Source organism: Micromonospora sp. NPDC047557 (genome assembly GCF_043205095.1).
Classification (GTDB): domain Bacteria; phylum Actinomycetota; class Actinomycetes; order Mycobacteriales; family Micromonosporaceae; genus Micromonospora.
Window position 1 is genome coordinate 659,121 of record NZ_JBIDDK010000001.1, and the last position, 18,114, is coordinate 677,234.

18 protein-coding genes are annotated in these 18,114 nt (G+C 72.7%); 10 read left to right on the plus strand and 8 right to left on the minus strand.

Going from position 1 to position 18,114, the window contains the following annotated elements; genetic code table 11:
- Positions 1-75: 75 nt before the first annotated feature.
- On the minus strand, positions 76-1,407 hold the full coding sequence (locus tag ACGGAQ_RS03030; RefSeq protein WP_393044049.1) for a S1C family serine protease: 1,332 nt from the start codon (positions 1,405-1,407) through the stop codon (positions 76-78).
- A gap of 296 nt (positions 1,408-1,703) precedes the next feature.
- Between ACGGAQ_RS03030 and ACGGAQ_RS03035 the strand changes: the two genes are divergently transcribed.
- The gene (locus tag ACGGAQ_RS03035; RefSeq protein WP_393044051.1) at positions 1,704-2,291 is read left to right on the plus strand and encodes an O-methyltransferase; all 588 of its coding nucleotides are present in this window, start codon (positions 1,704-1,706) and stop codon (positions 2,289-2,291) included.
- A 3-nt stretch (positions 2,292-2,294) separates the two neighbouring features.
- On the opposite strand, the gene ACGGAQ_RS03040 is transcribed toward ACGGAQ_RS03035, so the two are convergent.
- Both ACGGAQ_RS03040 and ACGGAQ_RS03045 read right to left on the minus strand, forming a co-directional pair.
- Entirely contained in the window at positions 2,295-3,770 is a 1,476-nt protein-coding gene (locus tag ACGGAQ_RS03040; protein ID WP_393045641.1) for a leucyl aminopeptidase family protein, read from the minus strand.
- Between the two features lie 148 nt (positions 3,771-3,918).
- Positions 3,919-4,086 carry a DUF3117 domain-containing protein gene (locus ACGGAQ_RS03045; protein WP_007455245.1) on the minus strand — a complete coding sequence of 56 codons (168 nt, stop codon included), beginning with the start codon at positions 4,084-4,086 and terminating at the stop codon, positions 3,919-3,921.
- 190 nt (positions 4,087-4,276) lie between these two features.
- On the opposite strand from ACGGAQ_RS03045, the gene ACGGAQ_RS03050 reads away from it, so the two are divergent.
- Genes ACGGAQ_RS03050 through ACGGAQ_RS03065 form a run of 4 tightly spaced genes read left to right on the plus strand, consistent with a single transcriptional unit; the run spans position 4,277 to position 8,507 of the window.
- A complete protein-coding gene (locus ACGGAQ_RS03050) occupies positions 4,277-5,095 on the plus strand; it encodes a PaaX family transcriptional regulator C-terminal domain-containing protein (RefSeq protein ID WP_007455243.1) in 819 nt (272 codons plus the stop codon).
- A gap of 4 nt (positions 5,096-5,099) precedes the next feature.
- Entirely contained in the window at positions 5,100-5,891 is a 792-nt protein-coding gene (locus ACGGAQ_RS03055; protein WP_393044053.1) for an enoyl-CoA hydratase-related protein, read from the plus strand.
- Between the two features lie 59 nt (positions 5,892-5,950).
- Positions 5,951-7,249 (plus strand): DUF1800 family protein, encoded by a 1,299-nt coding sequence (locus ACGGAQ_RS03060; RefSeq protein WP_393044057.1) that lies wholly within the window; start codon positions 5,951-5,953, stop codon positions 7,247-7,249.
- A 16-nt stretch (positions 7,250-7,265) separates the two neighbouring features.
- Positions 7,266-8,507, plus strand: coding sequence for a DUF1501 domain-containing protein (locus tag ACGGAQ_RS03065; RefSeq protein WP_393044059.1), 1,242 nt, complete (start codon positions 7,266-7,268; stop codon positions 8,505-8,507).
- On the opposite strand, the gene ACGGAQ_RS03070 is transcribed toward ACGGAQ_RS03065, so the two are convergent.
- Both ACGGAQ_RS03070 and ACGGAQ_RS03075 read right to left on the minus strand, forming a co-directional pair.
- Complete coding sequence (locus ACGGAQ_RS03070; protein ID WP_393044061.1) at positions 8,504-9,127, minus strand: hypothetical protein; 624 nt, start codon at positions 9,125-9,127, stop codon at positions 8,504-8,506. The two genes, ACGGAQ_RS03065 and ACGGAQ_RS03070, sit on opposite strands and share 4 nt — an antisense overlap.
- A gap of 25 nt (positions 9,128-9,152) precedes the next feature.
- The gene (locus tag ACGGAQ_RS03075) at positions 9,153-9,722 is read right to left on the minus strand and encodes a DNA-3-methyladenine glycosylase I (protein WP_393044063.1); all 570 of its coding nucleotides are present in this window, start codon (positions 9,720-9,722) and stop codon (positions 9,153-9,155) included.
- A 138-nt stretch (positions 9,723-9,860) separates the two neighbouring features.
- Between ACGGAQ_RS03075 and ACGGAQ_RS03080 the strand changes: the two genes are divergently transcribed.
- Complete coding sequence (locus tag ACGGAQ_RS03080; RefSeq protein ID WP_393044065.1) at positions 9,861-10,754, plus strand: sterol desaturase family protein; 894 nt, start codon at positions 9,861-9,863, stop codon at positions 10,752-10,754.
- Here the strand turns inward: ACGGAQ_RS03080 and ACGGAQ_RS03085 are convergent.
- Together ACGGAQ_RS03085 and ACGGAQ_RS03090 are read right to left on the minus strand one after the other, a co-directional pair.
- Complete coding sequence (locus ACGGAQ_RS03085; protein ID WP_393044067.1) at positions 10,699-11,196, minus strand: SRPBCC family protein; 498 nt, start codon at positions 11,194-11,196, stop codon at positions 10,699-10,701. The two genes, ACGGAQ_RS03080 and ACGGAQ_RS03085, sit on opposite strands and share 56 nt — an antisense overlap.
- Positions 11,193-11,855, minus strand: coding sequence for a DivIVA domain-containing protein (locus ACGGAQ_RS03090; RefSeq protein ID WP_393044069.1), 663 nt, complete (start codon positions 11,853-11,855; stop codon positions 11,193-11,195). Before ACGGAQ_RS03090 ends, ACGGAQ_RS03085 begins: the two co-directional genes overlap by 4 nt.
- A 151-nt stretch (positions 11,856-12,006) precedes the next feature.
- Between ACGGAQ_RS03090 and folP the strand changes: the two genes are divergently transcribed.
- The gene (gene folP / locus ACGGAQ_RS03095; RefSeq protein WP_393044071.1) at positions 12,007-12,876 is read left to right on the plus strand and encodes a dihydropteroate synthase; all 870 of its coding nucleotides are present in this window, start codon (positions 12,007-12,009) and stop codon (positions 12,874-12,876) included.
- 70 nt (positions 12,877-12,946) lie between these two features.
- Here folP and ndhC read toward each other — a convergent pair whose 3' ends face one another.
- Complete coding sequence (ndhC, locus tag ACGGAQ_RS03100; RefSeq protein WP_234584320.1) at positions 12,947-13,324, minus strand: NADH-quinone oxidoreductase subunit A; 378 nt, start codon at positions 13,322-13,324, stop codon at positions 12,947-12,949.
- A gap of 127 nt (positions 13,325-13,451) precedes the next feature.
- Between ndhC and ACGGAQ_RS03105 the strand changes: the two genes are divergently transcribed.
- The 3 genes from ACGGAQ_RS03105 (at position 13,452) to ACGGAQ_RS03115 (ending at position 18,100) form a co-directional block, all read left to right on the plus strand.
- Positions 13,452-14,912: a hypothetical protein gene (locus ACGGAQ_RS03105; protein WP_393044074.1), complete on the plus strand. Its 1,461-nt coding sequence runs from the start codon at positions 13,452-13,454 to the stop codon at positions 14,910-14,912.
- Between the two features lie 313 nt (positions 14,913-15,225).
- Positions 15,226-17,073: a 2-oxoacid:acceptor oxidoreductase subunit alpha gene (locus ACGGAQ_RS03110; RefSeq protein ID WP_355066715.1), complete on the plus strand. Its 1,848-nt coding sequence runs from the start codon at positions 15,226-15,228 to the stop codon at positions 17,071-17,073.
- Positions 17,066-18,100 (plus strand): 2-oxoacid:ferredoxin oxidoreductase subunit beta, encoded by a 1,035-nt coding sequence (locus tag ACGGAQ_RS03115; protein ID WP_393044076.1) that lies wholly within the window; start codon positions 17,066-17,068, stop codon positions 18,098-18,100. Before ACGGAQ_RS03110 ends, ACGGAQ_RS03115 begins: the two co-directional genes overlap by 8 nt.
- Positions 18,101-18,114 lie beyond the last annotated feature (14 nt).

Sequence of the window (18,114 nt, forward strand, 5' to 3'; positions counted from 1 at the left end):
CCGCGGGCCTCCTCTCGGCGTCAGCAGCAAGACTACGCACGTCGGAGGGTTTTCCGGCAGGGGGTGACCCGCTGTTCACTTGGCATCCGCGGCGAGGGTCACCGACGTGTTCTGCCGAGCGGCCCCCCGCCGGAACTCGACGGTCACCACCGAACCCGGAGCGAACTTGCGGACCAGGGCGATCAGGTCGGTCGGCTCGGTCATCGGCCGGCCGTTGAGCTTCAAAATCACGTCGCCGACCTTCAGCCCCGCCCCGGCGGCCGGCCCGGAGGGCTCCACGGCGGCCAGCCGTACGCCGCCGTTGGCACCCGCGCCCGGGCCGCCGACCTGGGCGCCGATCACCGTACGCCGGGCCTTGCCGGTGCCGATGATGTCCTGGGTGACCCGCTTGGCCTGGTTGATCGGGATGGCGAAGGCGAGCCCGATGTTGCCGGCCTCCTGCCCCTCGGCCACCAGCGACTTGATGGTGGAGTTGACCCCGACCACCCGCCCGGCGCCGTCGACAAGTGGGCCGCCGGAGTTGCCGTGGTTGACCGCCGCGTCGGTCTGGATGGCCGCGTAGTAGCGCACCGGGCCACCCGGCTCACCGGCCTGCATCGTCCGGTCCAGGGCGCTCACGATGCCGGCGGTGACCGTGTTGGCCAGCGACAGGGGTGAGCCGATGGCGAGCACCGGGTCGCCGACGGCCAGCGCGTCGGAGTCGCCGAACTCCACCGGTCGCAGCCCTGTCCGGTTCACCTTGATCACCGCGATGTCGGACTCCGGGTCCTGACCGACGACTGTCGCCGGAGCGGAGGTGCCGTCGTTGAAGATCACCGAAGCCTTGCCGTTGCTGCCGGCCACCACGTGGTCGTTGGTGATCACGTGACCGTCGGCGCTGGCGATGAAGCCGGAGCCCTCGCTGGTCCCGCCCAGGCTGCTCACCCGGACGGTGACCACGCTGGGCAGGACACGTTCGGCGACTCCAGCCAGTGACTCCGGCTTGCGCTGGGCCAGCACCGGCGGCTCCGCGGCCTGCGCGCCGAGCACGGTGCCGGCGGCGCCACCACGCACCGCGAACGCGTAGCCCAGCGCTCCACCGAGGGTGCCCGCCAGCAGCGCGGTGATCACCGGAATGAGCAGCAGGTGACGCAGCGTCGGTCGGCCCGGCGCGTCCGGGTCGGTGACCGGCTCGGGCTCGGTGCCGGCCGCCACCACCCCGGGCACCACCACCGCGGCGGGCGCCGCCGGGTCACGCCACGGGTCGCCGAGCGCGTCCGACCACCAGGGCGAGGCACCGGCCGCAGCCGCAGGCGCGGTGTCGCTCCCCGGCGTGGTCGGCGACCCTGCCGGTGGGGCTCCTGCCCCGGGCGGGCTCGCCGGAGCCGGAGTCTCACCGCCCCGGCGCCAATCCCAGCCGTCGGTCACGTCGGTGCCTCCCAGTCCGTCCCCGGATCCCGCGCGGCGTCGCCCGGCCACGGTTCGGCGCGGTCGAGGCTGACGGAATACCGCTTCCAGGATTGCACGGATGCGCGCGGTGGAGTCAGCGGTTGCCTCCGGCGATCGCGAGGGGACGGAGGCGCGGCTGCGCCTCGCGCCGGTCGCCTCTACGCTCACAGTGCCAACCCGCCCCCGCACCACGCACCGCCCGGAGGTGCCCCATCGCCACGGTCGCCGGTTCCGGCAGTTCGACGACCCAGGCTCAGCAGTTCGCCGAGTCGTACGTGACCGAGGATCTCGTCCTACGGACCGCCCGCAGCCTGGCCCACGAGGTGGGCCTCGACGCGGTCACCCCCGGAGCGGGGGCGGCGCTGCGGCTGCTGGCCGCGGCCGGCAACGCCCGCGCGGTGGTGGAGATCGGCACCGGCACGGGCGTGAGCGGCGTCTGGCTGCTGCGGGGCATGCGCGCCGACGGCGTGCTCACCACCATCGACGTGGAGGTGGAGCACCAGCGGATCGCCCGGCGGATCTTCACCGAGGCGGGCTTCGCCGCCGGCCGTACCCGGATCATCACCGGCCGTGCCCTGGACGTGCTGCCGCGGCTCGCCGACGGGGCGTACGACCTGGTCTTCGTCGACGCCGAGGCGACCGGGTTCCACGCCTGCGTGGAAGCGGCGCTGCGGTTGCTGCGCCCGGGCGGCGTGCTCGCGCTCAACGGCATGCTGGCGCACGGTCGGATCGCTGACCCGGCCGCCCGGGACGCGGAGACGGTGACGGTCCGCGAAACGATCAAGGCGGTCCGGGAGTCGGAGCACTGGATTCCCGCGCTGCTCCCGGTCGGGCACGGGGTGCTCGCCGCCGTGAAGTGCTGACGGTCAGTCGACACCGGCCAGCCAGCGCAGCAGCGAGCGGACGCCCCAGCCGGTCGCACCGCGGGTGAGCTCGGCCTGGTCGCCGTCCGCCCAGGACGGGGCGGACATGTCCAGGTGCAGCCAGCGATCCCGCAGATCGCCGGTGAACTCGCGCAGGTAGAGCGCGGCCGTCACCGATCCGGCGCCCTGCGCGGGCGCGCTGTAGAGATCGGCGATCTCGCTGCCCAGGTACTCGACGTAGTCGGTGTGCAGCGGCATCCGCCAGGCCGCCTCGCCGGCCGCCTCGATCGCGGCCAGCAGGTCGGCGGCGAGCTCGTCGTTCTCGCTGTAGAGGGCCGCGGTGCGCTTGCCCAGCGCCACGGCGTTGGCGCCGGTGAGGGTGGCCAGGTCGATCAGCAGATCGGGCTTGAGCTGCTGTACCGCGTAGGCGAGCGCGTCGGCGAGGACCAGCCGGCCCTCGGCGTCGGAGTTGGTCGTCTCGCTGGTCGTCCCGCCGTAGTGCCGGATCACGTCGCCGGGGCGGAACGCCGAGCCGCTGACCATGTTCTCGGCGAGCGGGGCCAGGGTGGTGACGCGGACCGGCAGGCGCAGCGCCGCCGCGCCGAGCGTGGCGGCGACGACCGCAGCAGCACCGGCCATGTCCTTGCGCATCAGCTTCATCGCCGGCACCGGTTTGATCGAGATGCCGCCGGTGTCGAAGGTGATGCCCTTGCCGATCAGCACCACGTGGGTGCGCGCGTTCGCGGGATGCCAGTCCACCTCGACCAACCGGGGGCCACTGGCCGAGCCGCCGCCCACGGCGAGGATCCCACCGAAGCCCTCCGCGGCCAGCTCGGCCGGGCCACGCACCGTCAGGCGCAGGTCCGGCAGGTTGGCGGCGGCGGAGGCCACCTGGTCGGCGAACCACTGCGGGGTCTTCACCGAGGAGGGGGTGTTGGTCAGATCGCGGGCGAGGCGGGTCATCGCGGCGGTGGTCCGCGCCGTGGCCACGGTGCTTTCGTACGCCGTCGGGTCGGCGAGCAGCAGATCGACGTCGGCGAGCGCGGGCGGGTCGCCGGCGTCGGTCAGCCGGAACCGGTACGAGGCGAGCAGCAGCCCCTCGGTCAATCCACGGACCGCGTCGGGGGTCACCTCGGCCGGCAGCGCGATAGTGATCTGCGTCTCATCTGCCGCGGCGCGGGCCAGTGCAGCGCCGGCAGCCCGCCAGGACGACTCCCCGCCGTCGCCGATACCGAGCAGCACCAGCCGACCAGGGCTGCGCCCGGGACGCAGGTGGGTACGGATCTCGCCGGCCCGGCCGTTCAGTCGGGCGACCGGCACCAGCGCGGCAGCCTCCTCGGCGGTGCCGTCCGGCAGCGTCACGGCGGCGGGCGCCAGTTCCGCCGGGGCGTCACCTCCCGCCGCCGGATCGGTGGGGCGGACGGGCAGGACGAGGACGTCGAGCCGGTCGGGCTCGGCGAGCGGGCGGATGGCGAGCACGCGGGACCGTACCTCCAGGAAATGTCGCAGAGTGGGGCCGAGCCATCGCCCGCCCACGCCGATGAAGACCCTGAGCCACCGGCGAATCCGGTGGCTCAGGGTCCAAGAAACGCTCCGAGCGGCGTACGCCGTCCGGGTCGCTCCTCACTCAGCCGGCGGCTGCCTTCAACGCGTCACCGAGCGCGTTGGCCTCGTCGGGAGTCATCTCGACGACGAGCCGGCCACCGCCCTCCAGCGGGACTCGCATGACGATGCCCCGACCCTCCTTGGTGACTTCCAGCGGACCGTCGCCCGTCCGCGGCTTCATCGCCGCCATGTTGTCTCCCCTCAGACCTACACCAGGGTCGGTGGGTTGCCCCACAGCCACTTCGTCACGACCTCCCGCAACTCTCGCGGGGGTGTCGACAGACGATTTTCCCTGATGAACACCGCCGGACCCAAACCGGAGCAGCATTGATGTAACAGCATCTAGCTTATCTTGAGAAGGCCTGTCACAATGTGCGGTCATGCAGGCACGGTCGGCTCTCTTCGACCTGTACGGCGACCACCTCCGACCGAGGGGTGGCCGGGCACCGGTCGCCGCCCTGGTCAAGCTACTGGCGCCGTTGGGAATCGCGCCGCCCGCCGTTCGCACCGCCGTGTCCCGGATGGTGCGTCAAGGCTGGCTCGACCCGCTCCGGCTGGCCTCCGGACCGGGATATTCGATCACACCAAAAGCCGCCCGACGACTCGACGAGGCGGCTGCCCGGATCTACCGAACCGGCAGGGTCACCTGGGATGGCCGGTTCGATCTGCTCGTCCTCGATGCCCCGGGTTCCCGACGGGACCGGCAGCGACTCGCCGCCACCCTCAGCTTCCTCGGCTACGGCACGCTCGACGAGCAGACCTGGGTGGCGACCCGGCCCGCCGAGGACGTCGACCTGTTGCTGGCCGAGGCCGGCATCCGGTTCGAGCGGTTCACGGCCTCGCACTTCTCCGGCACCCCCGGCGCGATGGGCGTCGTCCGCCGCGCCTGGGACCTGGCCGAGATCGGCCGCGCGTACGAGCGGTTCGTCGCCGACCAGCGCCCCCTCCTCGGCGCGGTCACCGTGCGCAGCAGCGACGAGGAGGCGTACGCGGCCCGTTTCCGGCTGGTGCACGCGTGGCGTACCTTCCTGTTCCGGGACCCGCAGCTGCCCCCGGCGCTGCTGCCCGAGCGCTGGCCCGGCACCGCCGCGGCCAGCTTCTTCGACCGGCACGCGGCCCGCCTGCGTCCGGCCGCCGACCGGTACGTCGAGCAGTGCCTCGACGCCGGCAACCGCATCGTTCGACAGAAGGGTCGTTAGACACGTGACCGAGCCGTTGCTCGTCGACCGGACCGACGCCGTCGTCACCCTCACCCTGAACCGGCCGCAGGCGATGAACGCGCTCGACCTGGCGCTGAAGGAGGCGCTGCGGGACACGCTGGCCGAGCTGGAGACCGACCGGTCCTGCCGGGCGGTCGTGCTGGCCGGGGCCGGTGGAGCGTTCAGCGCCGGGCAGGACCTGCGCGAGCACGTGGCGACCCTGGGCAACTCCTCCGCCCCGCCGCTGGACACCGTGCGGGCGCACTACAACCCGATCGCCGCCCGGCTGGCCAACCTGCCCAAGCCGGTGGTGGCCGCGGTCCGCGGGATGGCCGCCGGCGCCGGCGCGTCGTTGGCCTTCCTCGCCGACATCCGGATCGGCGGCCCGAGCACCAGCTTCCTGATGGCCTTCGCCAAGGTCGGTCTCGCCGCCGACACCGGCGCCTCCTGGACGCTGCCCCGGCTGGTCGGCCACGCCAAGGCCGTGGAGCTGCTGATGCTGGCCGAGCCGGTCCGCGCCGAGGAGGCCTGTCGGCTGGGGCTGATCACCCGACTGACCGACGACGACGAGCAGGTGTTGCCTGTCGCGCAGGACCTGGCGGCCCGGCTCGCCGCCGGCCCCACCGTCGCGTACGGGGCCATCAAGCGGCAGCTCTCGATCGCCGACGCCGGCACGCTCGCCGACGCCCTCTCGGCCGAGGCGCAGGCTCAGGCGATCTGCGGCGCCACCGCCGACCACCGGGCGGCCACCCTCGCGTTCGTCGCCAAGCAGAAACCGGTCTTCGAGGGACACTGAACGCGATTCGCACCCCGCCCTTACCGTCCTCGTACGCGGGCCGCCTAGCGTCGGACCGCATGAGCGATCGTGAAGCGGTGGCGCACCTGCTGCGTCGGGCCACCTTCGGGCCGACCGCCGACGAGGTGGACGCGGCCGAGCGGGCCGGGCCGGCGGCGACCCTGGACAACCTGCTCGCCCCGGGACGGGCCGACCGGGGCGCGGCGGCCACCCCGCCGCCGACGCTGCCCGCGGACCCGTACGCCGCGCTGACCAAGGAATCCAGTCGCGAAGAGCGGCAGAAGGCCAACGCCCAGCGCCGGGAGCAACTCCAGCAGGTGACCCTCTGGTGGCTGGACCGGATGGTCGCCGCCGAGGACGGGCTGACCGAGAAGCTGCTCTTCTTTTGGCACGGGCACTGGGCGACCAGCGCGCAGAAGGTCAAGTCGGCGCGGGTGATGCTGGGCCAGCTGGAGACACTGCGCCGCCACGGGCGCGGGCCGCTGGCCCCGCTGGTCGCCGCGATGGTGCGCGACCCGGCCCTGATCATCTGGCTGGACGGGCAGAAGAACACCCGCAAGGCGCCGAACGAGAACCTGGCGCGCGAGCTGATGGAGCTGTTCACCCTCGGCATCGGCGCCTACACCGAGGCCGACGTGAAGGCCGGCGCGCGAGCGTTGACCGGCTGGGTGGTGGACCGGCGCACCGGCGTGGCCCGTCTCGAGGCCAAACGGCACGACCCCGGGGAGAAGACGATCCTGGGACAGACCGGCCGCTTCGACGCCGAGGCGTACGCCGGGCTGCTGGCCGCCCAGCCGGCGGCGGCGACGTTCGTGGCCGGACGGCTCTGGTTCCGCTACGCCGGCACCGACGTCCCGGCCCCGGACGGCCTGGCCGGCGCGGACACCGTCGCCACCCTGCGCGCGCTGTTCTCCTCGCCGGCCTTCGCCCAGACCCGGGGCACCCTCGTGAAGCAGCCGGTGGAGTGGATGGTCGGCGCGCTGCGACAGCTCGGCGTCCGGCCCTCCGCCCTGCCGGAGCAGCAGCGCAAACAACTGATCTCCGGCCTGAACGCACTGGACCAGGTGCCGCTGCGGCCGCCCAGCGTGGGCGGCTGGCCGGCCGGCACCGCGTGGCTGACCACCTCGTCGTTGCAGGCTCGGCTCCGGATGGCCGGGATGCTGGCCACCGCGGCCACCCCGGCGGTGCTGGCCCGGCTGACCGCCGCGCCCGTCGCCGGCCGGCCGGACGCTCTGGCCCGGCTGCTGGTCGTCGACGGCTGGGGCGCCCGCACCCGGGCCGCCCTCACACCGTTGGCCGGCGAGCCGCGCAAGCTGCTGGCCGCCGGCCTGGTCAGCCCCGAATACACCGTCAGCTGAGCGGAGGAGTCGAGAAGTGGACGCCCTGACCCGACGCAAGTTCCTGCTCACCAGCGGGGTGGTCGGCGCGGGCGCGCTGGCCGCCGGCGCCGGCGCGTACGGCCTGCGGGACCTGCTGGACACCGCCGGAGACCGTGACCCGCAGTCGCGCACGCTGGTGCTGGTCACCCTCTACGGCGGCAACGACGGCCTGAACACCGTCATCCCGTACGGCGACCCGGCCTACCGGGCGGCCCGCCCGGAGCTGGCGTACCCCGACGGCGAGGTGCGGCGCCTCGACGACGACTTCGCCCTCAACCCGGCGCTGGCCGGGCTGCACCAGCGCTGGTCGGGCGGCGGGCTCGCGATCGTGCGCGGGGTCGGCTACCCGAAGCCGGACCGCAGCCACTTCCGGTCGATGGACATTTGGCACACGGCGCAGCCGGACCGGCCGGGCAACACCGGTTGGCTCGGCCGCTGGCTGGACGGGGCGGGCGGCGACCCCCGGCTGGCCGTCTCGTTCGAGCCGGCGCTGCCGCCGCTGCTGGCCGGAGCGCACAGCGCGGGCGCCGCCGTGCCGGTGACCGACCGCAAGGCCGCCAAAGGGCTGTCGGCGGAGACGCTGAAGGCGTTCTCCGCCGCCGAGGCGGGTGAGTCGGCGGCCCGGGGCCGCGCCGCCGCCTGCTTCGCCGATCTGCGGTCGGTGGACGAGATGATCCGCCAGGTACGCGACTCCGCCGCCGCGGAGGCGGACGACCCGGACGGCGAGCAGGCGCCCGCCACGGCCACCGGCGGGGCACGAACCCCGCTGGACGCCCAACTGGACCTGGTCGCGCAGTGTGTGGAGGCGAACGTGTCCACCCGGGTCTTCTCGGTGTCGCTGGGCGGCTTCGACACGCACGCCGACGAGAAGCAGTTGCAGGCCGTCCTGCTGGGGCAGCTGGACCGGGCGTTGACCGCGTTCGCCGACCGGATGAGTCGCAGCGAGGCCGGCCGGAAGGTGGTGGTGGCGGTCTACTCCGAGTTCGGCCGCCGGGTCCGGGCCAACGCCTCGGACGGCACCGACCACGGCACCGCCTCCGACATGCTGCTGCTCGGCGCGGGGGTGCGCGGCGGCTGGCACGGGGACGCGCCCAGCCTCACCGATCTCGACGATGGCGACCTGAAATACACCACCGACTTCCGGGACGTCTACGCCACGCTGCTGGAGCGGGTCCTGGACACCGACCCGGGCCCGGTGCTGGCCGACTGGCGGGGACGACTCGACAAGCTGTTCTAGTCGTCCTCTTCCGGGTCCTGGTTGGCCTCCGCGCCCAGCACGAACGCCTGCATGGCCAGTTCGTCGCCGGCCGGTGACACGAAGGCCGGCAACTCGCGCGGCCCCAACTCCTGCACGTACGACCAGAACAGGCGCACCGCCTCGGCCGGCGTGCCGGCCTCGATCGGCAGGTCGAGGCTGACCAGCCAGGTGCGCCGCGCCGGGGGCGGGCCGAGCTGGTCGGCCAACGCCCGGAAGGCGGCCGGCTCCAGTGCGGTGACCGGCCCGTCGAGGGTGAGCAGGTCGGTGGGCACCGGCTCGTCGAAGGCCCGCCGGGTGTACGTCACGACGAGCGTTTCCGGCTCGATGTCGGACTGCGGATCGTCCGGATCCTCGGAGTGCCGCTGCGTCGGCGCGGTGACCCGACCGAGGGCCACCAGTCGCGGCGGCGCGTCGGCCAGCACCGCCACCCGGTCACCGGGGCCGGGACGCCCGACGTCGGTCAGCCCGGTCAGCTCCAGCGAGTCGTGGTGCACGAGCCGCTCGGCCTCGTAACGCTCCGGGGGCAGCAGCACGGCCCAGGTGCCCGGCCCGTCGGCGTTGCCGGCCGCACCGGCCCGGTACGCGGTCTCGGTCGTCATGCCTGCCATCCCATCACGCCGCCGTTCAGCGGGTGACGTGACAGCCGACGATGTGATCGTCGACCATCCCGGTGGCCTGCATGAGGGCGTACGCGGTGGTCGGGCCGACGAACCGGAAGCCGCGCTTCTTGAGTGCCTTGGCCATCGCCGTCGACTCCCCAGTGATCGGCGCCAGCTCGGCGAACGAGGCGGGGCGGGCCGGCCGGCGCTCCGGCGCGAATGACCAGAGCAGCGTGGAGAGCCCCTCGGGCAGCTCCAGAGCGGCGCGGGCGTTGGCGATCGCCGCCTCGATCTTGGCCCGGTTGCGGACGATGCCGGCATCGGCGAGCAGCCGGTTCACGTCGGCCTCGCCGTAGTCGGCCACGGTCGCGATGTGGAACTCGTCGAAGGCCAACCGGAACGCCGGGCGTTTGCGCAGGATGGTCAACCAGGACAGGCCGGACTGGAACGCCTCCAAGGTCATCCGCTCGTAGAGCGCGTCGTCGCCGTGCAGCGGCCGCCCCCACTCGGTGTCGTGGTAGACGACGTAGTCCGGGGTGCTCGCCCCCCAGGCGCAGCGGGCCAGCCCGTCGGCGCCGATCACCAGGTCACTCACGTCGCACACGCTAGGCCATCGCACCGACAGCCCATTGCCACCGGCCACTTCGCTGCCTATCGTGCTTGTTACCGACCGGTAGGTCAGGGTCACCCAGCGGGGCGTCCCCGGCCGACGACGGCGAGTGGAGGCGGCGCGATGAAGGAATTTCCGGACGTCATCGCCTGGTCGATCCCGGCCTTCCTGCTGCTCATCGTGCTGGAACGGGTCTCCTACCTGTTGCACCGCGACGACGACGAGGTCGGCTACGGCGGCGCGGACACCGCGACGAGCCTGGCGATGGGGCTCGGCAGCGTCTTCACGGACCTGCTCTGGAAGGTGCCGATCGCCGCCGCGTACGCGCTGCTCTACGCGCTCACCCCGCTGCGGATCGCCGAGGCCTGGTGGAGTTGGCCGCTGATCCTGCTGGCGCAGGACTTCTGCTACTACTGGTCACACCGGGGCCACCACGTCATCCGGATCCTCTGGGCCTCGCACGTGGTGCACCACTCGTCGCAGCGGTTCAACCTCTCCACGGCGCTCCGGCAGCCGTGGACCGGGCTGACCAGCTGGGTCTTCTACATCCCGCTGATCCTGGCCGGCGTACACCCGGCGGTCGTCGCGTTCTGCGGCTCGGTCAACCTGCTCTACCAGTTCTGGATCCACACCGAGCGCATCGACAAGATGCCTCGCTGGTACGAGTTCGTCTTCAACACCCCGTCGCACCATCGGGTCCACCACGCTTCCCAGGGCGGCTACCTGGACCGCAACTTCGGGGGCATCCTGATCGTCTGGGACCGGCTGTTCGGCTCGTTCGCGGCCGAGCGGGAGCGCTGCGTCTACGGCCTGACCAAGAACGTGGGCAGTTACAACCCGGTACGGGTGGCCTTCCACGAGTACCTCTCGATCGCCCGGGACCTGCGCGCCGCCGTGACGTGGCGGCACCGCGTGGGGCATCTCCTGCGAGCGCCGGGCTGGCAGCCGACGCCGGGCGTGGTCAGGGCAGCCGGCCCTGCTCGACCAGACGGCCGAACCTCTTCAGCGCCTGGGTGAGGCCCAGCTTGGAGCCGGGCCAGAGCACCGGCCACGCCAGCCGGCCGGCCCGGCCACCCGGCAGGTGGAACCACTCGTGCCAGACGACCTGGGTGCGGGCCTCGCCGAGTGCGGTGCAGCGCAGGACACCCGGGCCGCGCAGCACCTGGCCGTGGTGCACCACGCCGATCTCGTACGGCTCGTCGACCCGGACCACCCGCATCTCGTCGCGCAGTGTCGCCCGGCCGAGCGCGGTCACCGCCTCGATCCGGCTGCCCTCGCGCCCGTCGCCCTCGACGACCCGCACCTGAGTGAACGGGATCCAGTCCGACTGCCGTTCCCAGGCGAGCAACGCGGCGAAGACCCGGGCCGCCGGGGCGTTGACGATGACCGTGGCGGTCACCTCACCGGCGCCGGGTTGCGCCGCCTCCTGAAGATCGTCGACGCCCTCCGGACCGGTCACGCCGACTCCGACCGGACCACCGCGCCGTGCTGCCCGACCCCACCGGCCGGCTCGTCCTCGGCCGGCTCGACGTTCGCCGGTGCTACGCCGTCGGAATCGGCCGCCGAGGAGGTGGGAGCGGGCAGGGCGTCGGTCGGCGTGCGGGCGGTCGGCTCGCTGCCGGCCGGCTTGTGGTTGGTCGGCTCGCCGTCGGCCGGTGCCACGCCGTCGGAGTCGGCCGCCGAGGAGGTGGGAGCGGGCAGGGCGTCGGCCGGCGACACGTCCGCGTCCGACTCCGCCGTGGGCGCGCCCGGCACCGCCCCGGCGGCTTGCTCGCGGGCCTGGCGCAGCACGTCCGCGTCGTCGGTGCGGCCCTCGCGCAACGCGATGACCTCCGCCTCCAGAACGCCGATCAGCTCGGACTTGTAGCCGATGTCGTAGGCCGCACGGCGCATCGCCTGGTCGACCTGGGCCATCCGGTACCCGCGCAACCCAGTGTCGAAACGGACCGCGCCCACATCGGATTCCCGCAGTGGCCGGGTGCCCGGCAGGGGGATGGCCTGCGAATCCGGTTCGGTCGGCGCGAGGCCGGGATCCCGGCCACTGACCAACACCGTCACGCCGAAAACCACCGCCGCGACGGTCAACGCCACGACCAGGAGGAGCAGAAGCTGACCCATGCACTGATCGTGGCACGACAGCCGGCTGGGAGCGACCCCACCACCCCGATCGCGATCGACGCCCACGCCCGCCCCGCGCACCGGCCGACCGACCGGCTAGCGTCGGTAGCGGCCGGAGCGGCGGCGACGGTGCGGACAGTCGGGAGGCGTCATGGCCGGGGCACTTCGGCTTGGTGGGCGGACGTTCGCCCCCGGTGAGCTGGTGGTGATGGCCATCGTCAACCGCACACCGGACTCGTTCTTCGACCGGGGCGCCACCTTCGCCGCCGACAGCGCGCTGCGGGCCGTCGAGCGGGCGGTCGACGAGGGCGCGGCGATCATCGACATCGGCGGGGTCAAGGCGGGGCCGGGCACCGAGGTGGACGTGGCCGAGGAGATCCGGCGCACGGTGGACACCATCGCCGCCGTACGAGCCGCGTTCCCGGAAGTGGTGATCTCCATCGACACCTGGCGTGCCGAGGTGGCGACGGAGGCCGTGGCGGCGGGTGCGGACCTGCTCAACGACACCTGGTCGGGCGCCGACCCGGCGCTCGCCCGGGTCGCGGCGAGCACCGGTGCCGGCCTGGTCTGCTCGCACGCCGGCGGGCTGGTCCCCCGGACCCGGCCGCACCGGGCCGCCTTCGACGACGTGGTCGCCGACGTGGTCGTGACAGTGACCGGGCTCGCCGAGCGCGCGGTGGCGGCCGGGGTACGCCCCGACGGCATCCTCATCGACCCGGCGCACGACTTCGGCAAGAACACCCGGCACTCCCTGGAGATCACCCGCCGGCTGGACGAGCTCACCGCGACCGGCTGGCCGGTGCTGGTGGCGCTCTCCAACAAGGATTTCGTCGGCGAGACGCTGGACCTGCCGGTGGCCGAGCGGCTGGAGGGCACGCTCGCCGCGACCGCGGTCTCCGCCTGGTTGGGCGCTCGGGTGTTCCGGGCCCACCAGGTCGGGCCCACGCGTCGGGTGCTGGACATGGTCGCCTCGATCCGCGGCGACCGCCCGCCCGCAGCGACCCGGCGGGGTCTGGCCTGAGTCGTCCGGTCGGTGCGGCGACCGACGTGAACGGTCGGCGGAGCGGCACGATCGCCGGAGGTCGGGGCGCTCAGGTCCAGCGCAGGATGTTCCTACGCCAGGCGTAGAGGATGCCGAGGGCGAGCACCGCCACGAACACCGCCATCTCCACCACCGTGACCAGGCCGAAGCCGGGTCGATCGAAGACCACCGCCCACGGGAAGAGGAACACCGCCTCGACCGCGAACAGTACGTACAGATAGGCATACACGTAGTAGCGGATCTGCATCTGCGCCCAGTCGGCGCCGACCGGGTCGAGCCCGCACTCGTAGCTGGTCCGCTTGCCGAACGGGTCAGCCGGACGGGCGGGACGTAACACCCGGTTGGCCGAGAACGCCGTCACAAAGAACAGGACACTGGCGAGCAGCAAGAGCCCGAGCGTCGCGTACGAGCCCAGGTAACCGGTCACATCGGGAGTCTACCGCCCACCCGGACAGGCCGTCCCAAACACGTTACGGATTTGTTTCCAGGTGGGACTAGTGCACCGTGGCAACTATTAAGAACATTGGACTTCCACCCATGGCACCGGAGGACAGATGGCCCGCGTGAAGGTATCGCCCGAACGCCGGGCTGTGGGGCGGCCTCCCACGCCCCTGCTGGCGGCCTCGCTCGCGCTCGGGCTGCTCGCGGCACTCGCGGCCGCTCCGGCCCTCGCCAGCGCGGCGATGCCGGGCATTCACCCGATCGCCGCCGTGACGGAGTCGGCGCCCGAACCCGATCCGGACCCGGAGACCACTCCGGCCCAGGAGCCGACCCCGACCGAGGATCCGGGCGGCGATCCCGTGCCGACCGACCCGGCCCCGGAGACCACCGCGCCGCCGCCGGAGACGACGCCGCCGGCGCCTCCGCAGACCACCGCGCCGAACGTGCCGCCGCCGACCACCACCGCTCCCGCGCCGGGGGGCAGCACCCGGCCGCCGACGGCCGGGCCGCCGGCTCCCCCGGTGCCCCCGGTTCGCCCGCCCGCGCCGGGTGGCACGCCGCCGGCGGCGCCGAGCCCGCTCGGCGTGCAGGTGACCACCGAGGACGTCACCCTGCCCGCGGCGTACTGGAACGCGGCCAGCACCACCACCACGCTGCGGGTCACCGTGGCGAACACCGGCACCGCCCCGCAGCGGGTCCGGCTCTCGTACACACTGCCGGCCGGGCTGACCGACGCCGGAACGAAGGGGTGCGTCGCCGCGGGCGGTGGCGCGTACCACTGCGGGGCCTGGACGGCCGAGGCGGGCGTCCGATTCAGCAGCCTGATCCAGCTACGGGTCGCCGGCAACGCCTGGAAGCGGATGCCGCTCAGCGGCTCCGTGCAGGTCGTCGCGGACGCGCCGGGGGTGCCCGGCGAGGTGGCCGACGACCAGGGCTTCGCAGTGCTGTTTCCGCCCGGCCCGCCGGTGCCCGGGATCTCGCTGGCCGCCGACGAGGTCGCGTTCGACATCAGCGGCGCGGCGAGCACCCTCGCGGTGCGGCTGGTCAACACCGGCACGGTGGACGCCGCCGGCCTGGTGGAGGTGATCCTGCCGGCCGGGGTGAGCGTGCCGACCCCACCGGCGGGTTGCCTGCCGGTCGAGGCGTCCCGCACCCGGTGCGACGCGGGTCTACTGTCGGCCGGCGAGACCCGCGAGCTGCGGCTGCCGGTGGAGGCGACCCCGCAGGCCCAGCGGGAGGCGCCGCTGTCCGGAGCGGTGATCGGTCAACTCGACCCGCGCAACGGCGCGACCCGGCGGGTGCAGATGAGCTTCCGCATCACCGCGGCGGCGGCGCTGGCCACGCCGGTCGTCTCGCCGCCCGCGCCGACCGGCTCCCAGGGCGTACTCCCGGCGGGCGCCACCACCGACGACGACGGCGGCGGCGGCGGCATGACCTCGGTGCAGCGCACGGCGGTCATCCTGATCGCGGTCTCCGCGCTGCTGGTGGTGCTGGCCCTCACGCTGGCGACCACCTCGCTGCGCCGCCGCCTCGGCGGGCCGACGGCCGAGCCCACGCCTCCGCCCACCGACTGACCGATCGACGACCCTGGCCGTCCCCGACCAGGGTCGCGGCCGGCCGGGGACGGTGATCTGAATTACGGCGGGCGGGGCGAAACCCCGCAATCAGGGGCGAATATCACGTTGATCAGGTCTCAGTCGGCGGACCTCCGGGGAGGGTCGGGGGTCCGTTCGACGTAGGCTCTCGGTGAGGAACGACAGCGGACCGGACCAGCCTGGGGCGGTGCGGTGCAGCGTTGCGTCAAGGAGGTCCCGTGGCCGGGCAAGGCGAGGTCACCATGATGTTCAGCCGGCCGCGCGACCGCGCGCAGCGAACGAAGGTGGCACAGTGACCAAGCAGATCCGTCAACTCGACCGGGTGGTCATCCGGTTCGCCGGTGACTCCGGCGACGGCATGCAGTTGACCGGCGACCGGTTCACCTCGGAGACGGCGCAGCTCGGCAACGACATCTCCACGCTGCCGAACTTCCCCGCCGAGATCCGGGCTCCCGCCGGCACCCTGCCCGGCGTGTCGAGCTTCCAGGTGCACTTCGCCGACTACGACATCCTCACGCCGGGCGACGCGCCCAACGTGCTGGTGGCGATGAACCCGGCCGCGCTCAAGGCCAACCTGGCCGACCTGCCGCGCGGCGCGGACATCATCGTCAACACCGACGAGTTCACCCGGCGCAACCTGGCCAAGGTCGGCTACCAGACCAGCCCGTTGGACGACGACTCGTTGGCCGGCTACGTGGTGCACCCGGTGGCGCTGACGTCGATGACGGTCGGGGCGCTCGCCGCGCACGAGGTGTCCAAGAAGGACGCCGAGCGTTCGAAGAACATGTTCGCCCTCGGTCTGCTCTCCTGGATGTACTCCCGGCCGTACGAGTCGACCCTGCGCTTCCTGGAGCGCAAGTTCGCGGCCCGCCCCGAACTGGTCGCCGCGAACGTGGCCGCCTTCAAGGCCGGCTGGAACTTCGGCGAGACCACCGAGGATTTCGCGGTCCGCTACGAGGTCAAGCCGGCGAAGATGCAGCCGGGCACCTACCGCAACATCACCGGCAACGCCGCGCTCTCGCTGGGCCTGGTCGCCGCCGGGGTCCGCTCCGGGCTGCCGGTCTTCCTCGGGGCGTACCCGATCACTCCGGCGTCGGACATCCTGCACGAGCTGAGCAAGCACAAGCGCTTCGGCGTGCTGACCATGCAGGCGGAGGACGAGATCGCGGCGGTCGGCGCGGCGTTGGGCGCGTCGTACGGCGGGTCGCTCGGGGTGACCACCACCAGCGGTCCGGGTGTGGCGCTCAAGAGCGAGACGATCTCCCTGGCGGTGGCGCTGGAGCTGCCGCTGGTGATCGTGGACGTGCAGCGGGCCGGGCCGTCGACGGGCATGCCGACCAAGACCGAACAGGCCGACCTCAACATGGCGTTGTTCGGTCGGCACGGCGAGGCGCCGGTCGCGGTGATCGCGCCGAAGTCGCCGTCGGACTGTTTCTTCGCGGCGTTGGAGGCGGCGCGGATCGCGTTGACCTACCGCACGCCGGTGATCCTGTTGTCGGACAACTACGTGGCCAACGGCTCCGAGCCATGGCTGCTGCCCGACGTCGAATCGCTGCCCGACCTGCGGGTCGAGTTCGCCACCAAGCCCAACGGCGAGGACGGCACCACCTTCCTGCCGTACCTGCGCGATCCGGAGACCCTGGCCCGGCCGTGGGCGATTCCCGGCACGGCGGGGCTGGAGCACCGCATCGGTGGGCTGGAGAAGGCCGACAAGACCGGTGACATCTCGTACGACCCGGCGAACCACGACTTCATGGTGCGCACCCGGGCGGCCCGCATCGAGACCATCCCGGTGCCGGACATCGAGGTGGAGGACCCGGACGGCGATGCCCGGGTGCTGGTGCTCGGCTGGGGCTCGACGTACGGCCCGATCGGCGCCGCCTGCCGCGGGGTACGCCAACGCGGGCTGTCCATCGCCCAGGCGCACCTGCGGCACCTCGCGCCGATGCCGGCCAACCTCGGTGAGGTGCTGCGCTCCTACGACAAGGTCGTCATCCCGGAGATGAACCTGGGTCAGCTGGCCCACGTCATCCGGGCCCGCTACCTGGTCGACGCGATCAGCTACAACCAGGTCCGCGGTCTGCCCTTCACGGCCGCCGAGCTGGAGACGACGCTGGAAGAGGTCCTGAAGAATGTCTGAGCCTGTCGCCCTGAAGCTCACCGCGAAGGACTTCAAGTCCGACCAGGAGGTGCGCTGGTGCCCCGGGTGTGGTGACTACGCGATCCTGGCGGCCATCCAGCAGTTCATGCCGGAGTTGAACATCCCTCGCGAGCGGACCGTGTTCGTCTCGGGGATCGGCTGCTCGTCGCGTTTTCCGTACTACATGAACACCTACGGGATGCACTCGATCCATGGTCGGGCCCCGGCGATCGCGACCGGCCTGTCGGTGTCGCGGCCGGACCTGTCGGTGTGGGTGGTCACCGGCGACGGTGACGCGCTCTCCATCGGCGGCAACCACCTGATCCACGCGCTGCGACGCAACGTCAACCTCAAGATCCTGCTGTTCAACAACCGGATCTACGGCCTGACCAAGGGCCAGTACTCGCCCACGTCCGAGGTCGGCAAGGTCACCAAGTCGACGCCGGCCGGCTCGGCCGACGCGCCGTTCAACCCGCTCTCGCTCGCCCTCGGCGCGGAGGCCAGCTTCGTCGGTCGCACCATCGACTCCGACCGCAAGCACCTGCAGTCGGTGCTGCGCGCCGCCGCCGAGCACGAGGGTTCGGCGTTCGTGGAGATCTACCAGAACTGCAACATCTTCAACGACGGCGCGTTCGACCAGCTCAAGGACCCATCCACCCGGGACGACTACCTGATCCGCCTCGAGCACGGGCAGCCGATCACCTTCGGCGCGGACGGGCAGTTCTGCGTGGTGCATCCGCCGGGCGCGTTCGGCCTGGAGGTCCGGGAGACCGGCTCGGTCCGCCCGGAGGAGATCGTCGTGCACGACGCGACGGTGACCGACCCGGCGTACGCCTTCGCGCTGTCCCGGCTGCCCGGCCTGGACCTGCGCAACACCCCGATCGGGGTGTTCCGGTCCGTGGACCGGCCGTCCTACGACAGCGTGGTCCAGGGCCAGCTCGCGGCAGCCAAGGCGACCGTCACCGAGACCCCCGAGCAGCAGCTCGCCGGCCTGCTGGGCAGCGGCGACACCTGGACGATCCTCTGACCCGTCAGACCTGA